Annotated in this window: 10 protein-coding genes; 9 read left to right on the top strand and 1 reads right to left on the bottom strand. The window is 71.3% G+C overall.

What is annotated here, in order from left to right:
- Positions 1-54: 54 nt before the first annotated feature.
- Positions 55-1014, bottom strand: coding sequence for a glycosyltransferase family 2 protein (locus tag GC092_RS12420; RefSeq protein WP_324012254.1), 960 nt, complete (start codon positions 1012-1014; stop codon positions 55-57).
- Between the two features lie 127 nt (positions 1015-1141).
- Here GC092_RS12420 and GC092_RS12415 point away from each other — a divergent pair, with 127 nt between their 5' ends.
- The 9 genes from GC092_RS12415 (at position 1142) to rplC (ending at position 12666) form a co-directional block, all read left to right on the top strand.
- The gene (locus tag GC092_RS12415; protein WP_324012252.1) at positions 1142-3337 is read left to right on the top strand and encodes a carbohydrate binding domain-containing protein; all 2196 of its coding nucleotides are present in this window, start codon (positions 1142-1144) and stop codon (positions 3335-3337) included.
- A gap of 89 nt (positions 3338-3426) precedes the next feature.
- A complete protein-coding gene (locus GC092_RS12410; protein ID WP_324012251.1) occupies positions 3427-5514 on the top strand; it encodes a DUF4012 domain-containing protein in 2088 nt (695 codons plus the stop codon).
- A gap of 112 nt (positions 5515-5626) precedes the next feature.
- Positions 5627-7216 carry a sugar transferase gene (locus tag GC092_RS12405; RefSeq protein ID WP_309299959.1) on the top strand — a complete coding sequence of 530 codons (1590 nt, stop codon included), beginning with the start codon at positions 5627-5629 and terminating at the stop codon, positions 7214-7216.
- Positions 7217-7412: 196 nt separating this feature from the next.
- Complete coding sequence (locus tag GC092_RS12400) at positions 7413-7631, top strand: hypothetical protein (RefSeq protein ID WP_271172391.1); 219 nt, start codon at positions 7413-7415, stop codon at positions 7629-7631.
- A gap of 101 nt (positions 7632-7732) precedes the next feature.
- On the top strand, positions 7733-8650 hold the full coding sequence (locus GC092_RS12395; protein WP_324012249.1) for a dihydrodipicolinate synthase family protein: 918 nt from the start codon (positions 7733-7735) through the stop codon (positions 8648-8650).
- A gap of 315 nt (positions 8651-8965) precedes the next feature.
- Complete coding sequence (locus tag GC092_RS12390) at positions 8966-9808, top strand: aggregation-promoting factor C-terminal-like domain-containing protein (RefSeq protein ID WP_324012247.1); 843 nt, start codon at positions 8966-8968, stop codon at positions 9806-9808.
- 27 nt (positions 9809-9835) lie between these two features.
- Positions 9836-10783, top strand: coding sequence for an aggregation-promoting factor C-terminal-like domain-containing protein (locus GC092_RS12385; RefSeq protein ID WP_324012246.1), 948 nt, complete (start codon positions 9836-9838; stop codon positions 10781-10783).
- Between the two features lie 906 nt (positions 10784-11689).
- Entirely contained in the window at positions 11690-11998 is a 309-nt protein-coding gene (gene rpsJ / locus GC092_RS12380; protein WP_098409068.1) for a 30S ribosomal protein S10, read from the top strand.
- 8 nt (positions 11999-12006) lie between these two features.
- Positions 12007-12666, top strand: coding sequence for a 50S ribosomal protein L3 (gene rplC / locus GC092_RS12375; RefSeq protein WP_271172387.1), 660 nt, complete (start codon positions 12007-12009; stop codon positions 12664-12666).
- Positions 12667-12670 lie beyond the last annotated feature (4 nt).

The raw sequence follows: 12670 nt of genomic DNA, 5'->3' as shown, positions 1-12670 counted from the left end.
CGTCCGGGGAGGTCGCTGGCGCTCCTCGCTCAACGTCCGGGACGGCAGAGCCCGTCACAGCTTCTCCCAGAACGACGCCGAGCGCATCCGGAGCGACCGGGGCATGTCGATCGAGGCATCCGCCGCCGCGAGCGGGAACTGCGGGCGCACCTCGCGCGCCGCCGCGCGCCATCCGGCGATCCGCCCGGTGAGCGACTTCACGTCGCGGTACAGCACGATCCGGCGCAGGCACACGATCGCCTCGGTCGCGAGCGCGCGCGCCGCCCGACGCGTCCGGAGGATGCCCCACGCGCGCAGGAGGTACCCGCGCCCGAAGCCCGCGAGGTACCGCTGCTTGGGCGAGCCCTCGCCGGCCGACGCGCCGCCGATGTGCATGCCGCCCGGCGTCTCGAGGCCGATCGCGTCCCATCCCGCCGCCCGAAGTCGGAACGCCAGGTCGAGCTCCTCGCCGTACATGAAGATGCCCTCGTCGAGCAGGCCGACCTCGCCGAGCGCGCGGCGACGGTACGCCGCGGCGGCGCCGTAGGGTCCGAGCAGCGCGGGCCGCGTCGCCGACGCGCGGTCGACTGTCGCGCCGTGATAGCGGACGAAGCCCGCCGCCGTCGCGTCGGCCGTGATCCCCAGGGAGTCGACGCGGCCATCCGGGCGCAGGAGCAGGGGAGCCACGCTGCCGACCGTCGGCGGCGCCGCCTCGAAGGCCGCCAGGACATGCTCGACGAGCGTCGGCTCGGCGATGACGTCGCTGTTCACGAGGAGCACGTACGGCGCCTCGCCGTGCGCCATGCCGCGGTTGCAGGTGTGCGCGAATCCGCGGTTGCGGCCGTTGCGCAGGAGCGTCACGCCCGGGAACGCGCGGGCGATCCGGTCGGCGGTGTCGTCGGGCGAGCGGTCGTCGACGACGATGACGTTCGCCGCGACCGTCTGCTCCTCGAGCGCGCGCAGACAGGGCTCGACATGATCCCAGCCGCCGTACACGGGCACGACGACGTCGATGAGCGGGGTGTCGTGCGGCATGCGTCAATCCTACGGAGGCGGATGGCCGACGCCGGGAGGCGGCATCCCCGGGCAATGCGCAGGGGGAGGAGCCGCGCGGGTGACAGGATTGACGCAGTCGACCAGCCCTCGGGGGAAGGACCAGCCGATGTTCGCTCGCCAGAGAGACAAGAAGAAGATCGCCATCATCGCGGCGAGCGCCGTCGGCGCGGTCGCCGTGCTGGGCGGAGGCACGGCGCTCGCGCTCAACCTCACGCAGCAGCCCGCGCCGGTCGCGTCGGAGACGCCGACCGCGACGCCGACGGCGACGAAGACGCCGACCCCCACCCCGACGCCGACCCCCACGCCGGAGCCCGTCGAGCTGCCGGTCTCGGTTCCCGTCGAGGGCGCGCTCAACGGATGGCAGGGCGCGGGCTCCGCGCAGATCGCCGACGTGTGGCCGCAGGCGGGCGATGCCGCGAGCGGCGAGACCTCCGCGTACATCGACGCCCCCGTCGTCGACGCGCCGGTCGCCGCCCTCAGCGCGACGGTCGCGGTCCAGGCGGGAACCACCTACGACTTCTCGGCTCAGGTGCGCCAGATGGCGACCCTGCCGGAGCCCGTCTCCGCGGCCATCCTCATCGGCGAGACGCGCATCGAGCTCGGCGAGATCGACGCGTCGTGGACCGAGGTCGAGGGCGAGTACACCGCGCCCGAGGGCGCCGGCGAGACGACCATCGCGATCCAGATCGAGGGGCCCGTGTCGGGTCTCGGCATCGACGACCTCTCGCTGACGCCCCAGGGCGGCGAGAACGTCGTGCCGAACCCGTCGTTCGAGGAGGTCACCTCCGACTGGGGCATCCTCAACAACGCCCTGATCCTCCGCGAGAAGAGCGCGGCGCTCGGCGTGAAGATGGGCGCCGGCGACGCGCGCTGGCAGGTGACCCGCGCCGACGGCTCGGTCGCGGCCGAGGGGACCGCCCCGCTGCGCGACGGCGTCTCGGCCATCCCGCTCGAGGGCGTCACGCAGGGCTACTACCGCGTCTCGGTCACCGACGCCTCGGGGCAGAGCGTCGCCACCCCCGTCGCCGTCGTCGACTTCGAGGGCGCCCGCATCGCGCCCGACGAGCGCATCGGCGCGATCACCCACGTCGACCAGTCGTGGTACGTCGACGCGGCAGACGTGCTGCAGTCGGTCGGCTTCGGCTCTGCGCGCAACGACGTGCTGTGGGAGCAGAACGAGCGCACGCCCGGCGTCTACGAGTTCAGCGGCCACTACACGTCCGAGTTCGACAAGATGCACGCGCACGGCATCGGCCTGCTCGGCATCGTCAACTACGGCAACCCGCTCTACGACGGCGGCAACCCGCCGTCGTCGCCCGGCGCGGTCGAGGCGTACGGCAACTACGCCGCGGCGATCGCGCAGCGGTTCGACGTGGTCGGCCTCGAGGTGTTCAACGAGTTCAACCACGAGCGCTTCAACACGGGCGGCTGCGGCACCGCGCCGACCTGCTACTTCCCGCTCGTCCAGTCGGTGCAGGCGAAGGTCGACGACTCGATCCCCGTCATCGCGGGATCGACGGCCAACTACGACGCCGAGTGGTTCCGGCGCCTGTGGGCCGAGACCGACACGCTCGCGCACGCCGACGCGATGAGCTTCCACCCCTACAACCCGTCGTACTACCAGCAGCCCGAGAACCTGACCGGCGCATTCGCCGACGCGCGCGAGAACATGCAGGCGGGCGCGGGCGGCGAGCTGCCGATCTGGCTCACCGAGTTCGGATGGACGACGGGCAACGAGCTCGGCCAGGCGCGCTCGCTCGACGCGCAGGCGCAGAACCTCGTCGCGGCCGAGGCCGTGAGCCTCGCGAACGGCGTCGAGAAGTACTACTGGTACGACCTCATCGACGACAGCACCGACGGCAACAACCACGAGGGCAACTTCGGCATGTTCTACCAGGAGGCCGCGAGCGTCGCGACCGCGGCCCCGAAGCCCGCCGCCTTCGCCCAGGCGCTCTTCATCGACCAGCTGGGCGGGCGCGAGGCCACCGCGCGCGACGACATCGGGTCGGGCAACCACTCGTACCTGTTCGGCGAGGAGTCGGACGGCGTCCGCGTCGCCTGGACGCTCAATGGCCAGGCCAGCGCCGAGTACGAGGCGTCGGGCCCCATCACGATGACCGACATGTCGGGCGCCGTGACGACCCTCGAGCCCGAGAACGGCACCGTGACCGTGCCGCTGACGGGGAGCGCCGTCTTCCTGGCCGGCGACTTCTCGCCCGCCGACGAGCCGACGCCGACGCCGACGGCGTCGCCGACCGCGACGCCCGACCCCACGGAGACGCCCGCGCGCCCCGAGGACTGAGACGAGCGGATGGCCGGGGCCGCGCGCCCCGGCCATGTCGCGCACGCGACAACGAGGGAATCTTGCAGAAGGTTTCGTAGGGTTGGAGAATGCCCCACTCGCAGGACGACGCGCGCGACAAGCCCCTGAGTCGACGCGCCCGACGGCTCGCACGCCAGGCTGAGGCACCGCAGGAGCCCGGGTTCTACGCCACCGGGATCGATGCGGCCGCGACCGGCCGCATCGACGTGTTCGACCTCGAGCGGCAGGATGCGCCGGCGCAGGCGCCGGGCGGCGCCGACGCGGCGCCCGCGACGCAGGTGCTGCACACCCCGCGCGACGCGGGGGAGACGCCGACGACCCGCATGGGCGCGGTCGGCGGGGCCGCCGACGCCACGCCGACGCAGCGCTTCGACGCGCCGACGCAGCTTCTCGACGCGCCCCGCGGCGAGAACGCGGCGCCGCCATCCGCCCCGCCGCCCGGGAAGGGCGCGAAGGAGAGGGGCGACGGCTCGCGCCGTCGCCGCATCCGCATCGGCGTGCTCATCGGCATCGCCGTCCTCGTGGTCGCGGGCCTGTGGCTGGGCGCGCGCGTGCTCATCGTCAAGAGCGAGCTCGAGGCCGCCCAGCGCGTGGTGAACCACGTCCAGGACGGCGGAACCCTCGAGGTGTCGGTGCCCATCCTCGGCGAGCATGCCGCCAACGCCGCGAGCGTCTCGGTCGACCCGGTCTGGCGCCTCGCCGAGTTCATCCCGTGGGCCGGCGACAACCTCCGCGGCGTGCGCCTCGCGGCCGAGGCGCTCGACGTCGTCAGCAACCGGATCGGCCAGCCCGCCCTCGAGGCGATGTCATCCGACTCCGGCGAGTCGATCATCGCGCGCGTGCTGCCGCTGCTCCAGGACTCGACCGACGACGTCGTGCGCATCGCGGAGGGCATCGCCGACGTCAAGGACGCCGGCACGCTCATCGCTCCTGTCCAGACCGGTGTGAACCTCGTCGACTCCGTGATGTCGGTCGCCGCGCCCGCGTTCGAGTACGGCCCCGAGCTGCTCGGCGCGAACGGCTCGCGCAACTACCTGCTCGTGTTCCAGAACAACGCGGAGTCGGTCGGCCTCGGCGGGTCCGCGGCGTCGCAGACCCTCATGAGCGCCGATGCGGGCAACCTGCAGATCGTGAACCAGGCCTCGAGCGCCGACTTCACCGAGTTCGTGCCGGTCGACGTCGACGTCGACCAGAGCGCGCTCGACCTCTACAACGAGTACCTCATCCACCACGTCAACACGTCGCCGAGCCGCCCGGACTTCCCGACGATGGCCGAGATCGTCACGAAGTTCTGGCAGCGCGACATCTCCGACGACCGCATCGACGGGGTCGCGTCGATCGACCCGATCGCGCTCGGCTACATCCTCGAGGCGACCGGGCCCATCCAGCTGACGACCGGCGACGTCATGACGAGCCAGAACGCCGCGCAGCTGCTGCTGAGCGACGTCTACAGCCGCTTCGACAGCGTCACCGATCCGGCCGCCGCCGACGAGTTCTTCGCGAGCGTCGCCGAGCAGGTCTTCACCAAGGTGTCGGCCGGCGACTTCGACATCCAGTCGATGCTGTGGGCCATCCGCCACGGGATCGAGGGCGGCAACATCCTCTTCCACAGCCAGAACGAGGATGTCCAGAAGCAGATCGCCGACGAGAAGGTCGCGGGCATCCTGCCGAAGGACAACGACGACCAGACGACCCTCGGCGTGTTCTTCCGCGACGAGTCGGCGTCGAAGATCGACTACTACATGAAGTCGAACATCGACGTCACCCAGACGTGCCAGGCCGACGCGTCGACCTTCGAGGTCCGGACGACGCTGCACCTCGACATCGACCAGGCGACGGCGGATGCGCTTCCCGCTTACGTCAAGAGCGGCAACCCCGACTGGGGTCCGACGACGTTCCGCACGCAGGTCTACGTGTACGGCCCTCCCGGCACCACCGTCGAGTCGGTCGCGGTGGAGGGCGAGGAGGTCGCGCTGACGCGCGACGATGTCGTCGACCTCGGCCGCCCGGTCGCGTGGTTCACGACCTATCTCAATCCGAGTGAGCTCGCGACGGTGACCGCGACGTTCTCGGGCGAGGGCGAGTTCGGCCCGCTCGCGCTGCGCTCGACCCCGATGGTGCAGGCGACGACGGGTGCGCTGACCGCATGCGGCTGATGGGCAGAAGCGCCCGTTCGAGCCGTTTCGCGCGCGCCTCGGCGTGTCTGGGAATAACCTGCGCGGTACACTGCCTCAGTCCATCTTTCGATCAGGACACGGGGGAACACGCGTGACCACGGAGATCACACGAAGCGGGCAGCGTGCCGCGGACGCCGAGTCCGCCGCCGCGACGACCGCCTCTGCTCTCACGACGAGCGCAGCGTTCCCCGCCCTCGTGCGCACCGCGAGCGGCAAGATCCCGGTCGTCGCCGCGTCGGCGCCGCCGAAGTTCAACTGGCGCAAGCGCTATGCGCGCTACCTGCGCCTGACCGACTTCATCGTCCTCACGCTCGTCGTGTTCGGCACGCAGTTCAGCTGGCTCGGCATGCACAAGCTCATCGAGATGCCGATCCCGGCATTGCCGGGGCTCACGTCGTACACGATGCTCTCGGTCGTCGTCGTGCTGCTCTGGATGATGGTGCTCGCCCTCAACGACACGCGCTCCGATCGTGTGATCGGCGTCGGGACGGCCGAGTACAAGCGCATCTTCGACGCGAGCTTCATGCTCTTCGGCGTGATCGCCATCGCGGCCTTCCTTCTCAAGGTCGAGATCGCGCGCGGGTACCTGCTCATCGCCCTCCCATCCGGGGTCGCCGCGCTCTTCATCGAGCGCTGGATCTGGCGACGCTGGCTCGCGCGGCAGCGGGCGAAGGGGGAGTACTCGGCCCGCGTCCTCCTCGTCGGCTCCGAGCGCTCGGTCGCGCACACGGCGCGCGAGCTCAAGCGCGCGAAGGGCGCCGGCTACCGGATCGTGGGCGCGTGCATCCCGACCGGGCGCATCGCGGGTCAGCTCACCGACACCGACATCCCCGTCATGGGCAGCGTCAACTCGGTCGAGCGCGCGATCGAGGTGACGGGTGCCGACACCGTCGTCATCACGAGCACCGACGAGCTCGGGCCGCAGCGCGTCAAGCAGGTCTCCTGGGCGCTCGAGGCCGGTCGCCAGCACCTCGTGCTCGCGCCGAGCATCACCGACATCGCGGGTCCGCGCATCCACATGCGCCCCGTGTCGGGCCTCCCGCTCATGCACGTGGAGACCCCGCGCTTCTCGCCGGGCCAGCGCTTCGTCAAGCGCATGATGGACCTCTTCGGCTCGCTCTTCATCGTCACGCTGCTGAGCCCCGTGCTCCTCGTGCTCGCGGCCATCGTGAAGGTCTCCTCGCCCGGCCCCGTCATCTACAAGCAGACCCGCATCGGGCGCCACGGGCGCGAGTTCCAGATGCTCAAGTTCCGCTCGATGGTCGTGGGTGCGGAGCACCTCCTCGACGACCTCATCGAGCAGCAGGACCTCGGCAACGAGGTGCAGTTCAAGATGAAGGACGACCCGCGCGTCACGAAGGTCGGCCGGGTCATGCGCAAGTTCAGCCTCGACGAGCTGCCGCAGCTGTTCAACGTGCTCGGCGGATCCATGTCGCTCGTCGGCCCTCGCCCGCCCATCCAGCGCGAGGTCGACCAGTACGCCGACCACGTGCACCGCCGCTTCCTCGTCAAGCCCGGGATCACGGGCCTGTGGCAGGTCTCCGGGCGCTCCACGCTCTCCTGGGACGACAGCGTTCGTCTCGACCTCTCCTACGTGGAGAACTGGAGCGTCATGGGCGACATCGTGATCCTCCTCAAGACGGGCAAGGCCGCGCTCTTCCCGGGCGACACCGCCTCCTGACGCGCAGCGCATCGCGGCCTCCTGACGCGCCGCGCGTCGCGGCCTCCTGACGCGCCGGGCGTCGTGGCCGGTCCGGTCGCGCCCCGGGCACCCCATGCACGAATTCACCCGGATGTCTAGCCGGTTGCGCTCCCCGGATGCCAGACTGATCGCGAAGCGCCCGGACCTGCGGGCGTCCAACGCCGAGGAGGGTGACATGGGTCTGGATGACCTCGTGAACAAGGGCAAGGATCTCTACGAGCAGAACAAGGACAAGGTCGACGAGGCGCTTCACAGCGACCAGGCCGAGCAGGTGAGCGACAACGTGCTCGGCGGCGTCGCCGACTTCGCGAAGAAGATCCTCCCGGACTCGGTCGACGGCAAGATCGACGAGGTCCGCGACAACATCGACGGCGCGATCGGCAACGACCGCTGACGCAGCCGTGAGCGCACGAGGGCCCCGCCGGACGGCGGGGCCCTCGTCTGCGTCCAGGGCGGTTCACCCGCTCGCCCCGTACGTTCGGTAGGGTGCGGCACATGCTGCGCGGAGTCATCCCTCCTGTCGTCACGCCCCTCACGGCTGAGCGTGCTCTCGACGAGGCGAGCCTCGTCCGGGTCGTCGAGGACCAGATCGCGGCGGGCGCGGGCGGCGTCTTCGTCGGCGGGTCGACGGGGGAGATCGCCCTGCTCGACGACGAGACGCGCGTGCGGGCGGCGGAGGTCGCGGTCGAGGCGGCGGCCGGGCGCGTCCCCGTGCTCGCGGGCGTCATCGACACCGGCACGGCGCGGGTCGTGCGGCACGCGCAGCGGGCGGAGGCGGCGGGCGTCGACGCCGTGGTCGCAACGCCCCCGTTCTACATCGCGCCGCACGCCGATGAGATCTCCCGCCACTACCGGCTGCTGGCGGAGGCCGTGTCGATCCCCGTGGTGGCATACGACATCCCGTCGGCGACGCATGTGCCGCTTCCGGCATCCGTCCTCGGCGAGCTCGCTCGGGATGGCGTGATCGCGGGCTTCAAGGACTCCAGCGGCGACATCGCGGGCTTCCGGCGAGCGCTCGACGCCGTCGCCGGAACCGACGTCGCCGTCTTCACCGGCTCCGAGCTGTTCGCCGACCTGGCCCTCGAGCTCGGCGCGGCCGGCATCGTCCCCGGCCTCGGCAACGTCGATCCCGCCGGCTACGTCGCCATCGAGCGGGCCGTCGCCGCGGGCGACATCGCGACCGCACGGCGCGAGCAGGAGCGGCTCATCCGGCTCTTCCGCATCACCGAGGTCGGCGACCGTGCGCGGCTCGGCTACACGGCCGCAGCGCTCGGGGCATTCAAGGCCGCGCTGTGGCTGCGCGGCGTGATCGCGACGCCCGCGACATCCGCCCCGCTCGGCGCGCTCGACGCCGCCGAGATCGACGACATCCGCGCCGTCCTCGGCGCCGAGGGAGTGGCGCTCACGCGCTGATCGCGCCCGCTTCGGGGGATTGCCAGGCATTTCGGAGGTTCCGCTTCGGGCGGTGTGACGCGCCCCTCCGCGATCCGCGTCAGCATGCGGATCTCTCGTTATCGATCCGTTACATTCCGTGATCGACGTGCGCGGGGCCATCCATGCGCCTCGGAGGGCATACCCAGAGACCGCCCAGACTCGCGGGTCAGGGTCTTCGTCCTGTGGCCGACGCCCGAACGGCGGCCGCACCGGTGCACCCGACACCGGCACCCTCACCGGCGAGACCGGCGCCCGCCCCGGCGCACCGCCAGCCCCCACGACACAGGACGTTGAATGCCCCGCGATCTCGAAGCGGGTGAGCCCCTGCTCGCCCCGTTCCCCCGACCGAACCACCTCTCGCTGCTCCGCAAGGAGAAGGAGCGACGCACGCGCCGCCGCTGGGCGATCGGCGCGACGCTCGCCCTCTGCGTGACCGCCGCGAGCGGAAGCGTCGCGGCAGCGGCCGCCGAGCTCCAGACGGGCGCCCGCACGGCCGCCGAGGTGACGGTCGCCCTCGTGCAGCCCGAGACGGTCGAGGCCGCGACGTCGGCGATCGAGGAGGCCGAGGCGGCGATCGCCGACGCCCATCCGTCGGTCGACACGACCGCGCTCGTCGAGCAGGTCGACACGCTCCGCGCGTACGACAAGCTCCCCGTCGTCACCGTCGAAGCCGCCATCGCGGACGCCGCTGCCGAGACCGAGCGCGTCGTCGACGAGACCGCTGCCGCCGAGGCCGCCGACGCGGAGGCCGCGAAGAAGGCCGCCGAGGAGAAGGCGGCCGCCGAGGCGGCGGAGGCCGCCGCCGCCGAGGCCGCGGCAGCCGCCAACACGGTCGAGGGCGCGCAGGCCACGGCCCGCACCATGGCCGCCGAGCAGTACGGCTGGGGCGACGGCGAGTTCTCGTGCCTCGTCTCGCTCTGGAACAAGGAGTCGGGATGGTCGTACACCGCGACCAACCCCTCGAGCGGTGCCTACGGCATCCCGCAGTCGCTCCCCGGCGACAAGATGGCGACGGCCGGCGCCGACTGGCAGACCAACCCGTCGACGCAGATCGCCTGGGGCCTCGAGTACATCGCCGCCGCGTACGGCACCCCCTGCAGCGCCTGGGGGCACTCCCAGGCCACCGACTGGTACTGAGCCACGAACACGAGATCAGGACACCGCATGGCCGAGCAGCTTCTCACCCCCTTCCCCCGCCCGAACCACCTCGTGCTCCTCCGTCAGGAGAAGGAGCGCCGCCGCCGTCGCCGCTGGGCGATCGGGTCGGCTCTCGCGCTGTGCCTCTCCGCCGCGGGCGGGAGCGTCGCCGCGGCCGCCGTCGAGCTGACGCCCGTGCCGCGCACGGCGCAGGAGGTCACGGCCGCTGCGACCGTCGACACCGCGGCGCGGACGGCGACCGAGGCCCTCGACGCCGCGCAGCAGGCGATCGACGAGGCGCACCCCTCGATCGACACGGCGCAGCTCGAGAAGTACGTCGCGACGCTCGACGCCTCCGACAAGCTCCCCGTCGTGACGGTGCTCGCCGCGGCCGAGGACGCCGAGGCGGAGACCGACGAGGTCGTCGCCGAGACCGCCGCCGCCGAGAAGGCCGACGCCGAGCGCAAGGCCGCCGAGGAGAAGGCCGCGGCCGAGAAGGCCGCCGCGGAGAAGGCTGCCGCCGAGAAGGCGGCCGCAGAGCAGGCCGCGGCGGAGCAGCGCGCCGCGGAGGAGCAGGCCGCGGCGGAGCAGCAGGCGGCGGAGGAGCAGGCTCAGCAGGAGCAGGCTGCTCCCGCGCCTCAGCCCGCGCCCCAGGCGCCGGCGGTGCCGTCGGGCAGCGCGCAGGAGATCGCACGGCAGATGGCGGCCGACCAGTACGGCTGGGGCGACGGCGAGTTCGCGTGCCTCGTGTCCCTCTGGGACAAGGAGTCGGGATGGTCGTCGACCGCCCAGAACCCGTCGAGCGGCGCCTACGGCATCCCGCAGGCGCTCCCGGGCGACAAGATGGCGTCGTTCGGCGCGGACTGGGCGACGAACCCGGCCACCCAGATCGCGTGGGGCCTGAGCTACATCGCGGGCACCTACGGCACCCCGTGCGGTGCGTGGGGTCACTCCCAGTCCGTCGGCTGGTACTGAGCGGCCCGAGGCTCGTTCGGCGGGCGGGGCGGTGGGGCTTCGGGCGTCGTCCGGGGCGGCCGCGCTTCGGGGCCGTCCGCCGCGCCGGGGCCGTCGCCGCGTTTCGCGGCAAGCGGATGAGCATCCTCGAGGCGGATCGGCCTGCGGCAATGGAGCACGGGCCCACCACCTTGGCCGTGTCTCACCTGGCGTGGGAATCGAAGGCCCATAGCCGCTGCGGGTGAGACATCCATCCGTCCGTGTCTCACTCGTCGCTGGAATGGTGACCGGATGGCCGCCGAAAGTGAGACATGCCCGCAGCGGCCGTGCCACCACCCCCATCCATGTCTCACTCGTCGCCGGAATGACGACCGGATGGCCGCGGAAAGCGAGACATGCCGGCACCGCGTCGACCACCACCCCCATCCATGTCTCACGCGTCACCGGAATGGCGACCGGATGGCCGCCGAAAGTGAGACATGCAGGGGAGGGTGCGACCGCCCCGGCAGCCCGGAGACGGGGCATCCGGAGGGGTGCGCGACGAACCTGAACGCCTGCCCGGGATCCCTTGCGGCACAACGGCCCGCGGTGCGACACGCCCGGGTTGCGGCGACACCGTCGGGGATGGCAGAATAGACAGGTTCCACATTCCGGCGTGCGCTTCGGCGCGCCAGCCGGATCACTGCCAGGGCAGTGCATAGGCGGCGCCTCGAGCGCAGAGACCTAGGCCGCGGGCAGCAGAACACACACAACCCCACCTCCCCTCCCGGGGAGAAGTGCGGCTGCGGTCGTCTCCGGACGGCCGATTGACAGCAGAACAGTGGTGCAGCATGCGCCGTCCTCGGGCGGCCTCGATGTGCCGAAGGCGCGCCAGCGCCGCAGTGCGTCCAATGCCCGAGAGGTACGACGCGGAAAGAGAGACAGACAATGGCGGGACAGAAGATCCGCATTCGCCTGAAGTCGTATGACCACGAGGTCATCGACACGTCGGCGCGCAAGATCGTCGACACGGTGACCCGTGCCGGCGCTCAGGTCGTCGGCCCGGTGCCGCTCCCGACGGAGAAGAACGTCGTGTGCGTCATCCGATCGCCTCACAAGTACAAGGACAGCCGCGAGCACTTCGAGATGCGCACCCACAAGCGCCTCATCGACATCGTCGACCCGACCCCCAAGGCGGTCGACTCGCTCATGCGTCTGGACCTCCCTGCTGACGTCAACATCGAGATCAAGCTCTGAGGTTCGACATGGCTGACATCAACAACAAGGTTTCGAAGGGTCTGCTCGGCACCAAGCTCGGCATGACCCAGGTCTGGAACGAGAACGGCAAGCTCATCCCCGTCACGGTGATCGAGCTCGCTCCGAACGTGGTCACGCAGATCCGCTCGGTCGAGAAGGATGGCTACAACGCCGTCCAGATCGGCTACGGGCAGGTCGACCCCCGCAAGGTGAACAAGCCCCTCACGGCCCACTTCGAGGCCGCCGGCGTGACGCCCCGTCGTCACCTCACCGAGATCCGCACCGCGGACGCCGCCGACTACACCCTGGGCCAGGAGCTCACGGTGGACGGCGTGTTCGAGGCCGGCCAGCTGGTCGACGTCGTCGGCACCAGCAAGGGCAAGGGCACCGCGGGTGTCATGAAGCGCCACAACTTCAAGGGCGTCTCGGCTTCGCACGGTGCGCACCGCAACCACCGCAAGCCCGGTTCGATCGGCGCGTCGTCGACCCCGAGCCGCGTCTTCAAGGGCATGCGCATGGCCGGCCGCATGGGCGGCGAGCGCGTGACCGTCCTCAACCTCACGGTTCACGCCGTCGACGCCGAGAAGGGTCTGCTGCTCGTCAAGGGCGCCGTCCCCGGTGCGCGCGGCCGGATCGTCTTCGTCCGCAACGCTGTGAAGGGAGCCTGAGGCA

The organism is Microbacterium sp. JZ37 (assembly GCF_035188445.1).
GTDB lineage: Bacteria > Actinomycetota > Actinomycetes > Actinomycetales > Microbacteriaceae > Microbacterium > Microbacterium barkeri.
This window is presented reverse-complemented; position numbering and strand designations above follow the sequence as displayed.